Below are 220 nucleotides of genomic sequence, written 5' to 3' on the forward strand. Positions count from 1 at the left end.
GCGCGGCGATGTTCGCGCCGGTGCACGACCCAGGCCTGTTCGTCGTCTGGGACGACGGCGACGACCTGCACCTCGACCAGCACGCGCCGTACCCGCACGTCCGCGACGTGCTGATGGACCGCGCGCACACGACCAAGTCGTCCCTGCTGGTCGGCGGGTTCGCCCGCACGGCCGAGGCCCAGCTGCTGGTCGAGTCCGGCTGGGCGCAGCCGGTGCTGGC

General features: G+C 73.6%; 1 pseudogene. It reads left to right on the forward strand.

Features of this window, described 5'->3' with window-relative positions:
- Positions 1–220, forward strand: a pseudogene (locus G3I65_RS44525) (primosome assembly protein PriA); the annotation flags it as partial.

Origin of the sequence: Amycolatopsis sp. SID8362 (genome assembly GCF_010550475.1) — a bacterium.
GTDB lineage: Bacteria > Actinomycetota > Actinomycetes > Mycobacteriales > Pseudonocardiaceae > Amycolatopsis > Amycolatopsis eburnea.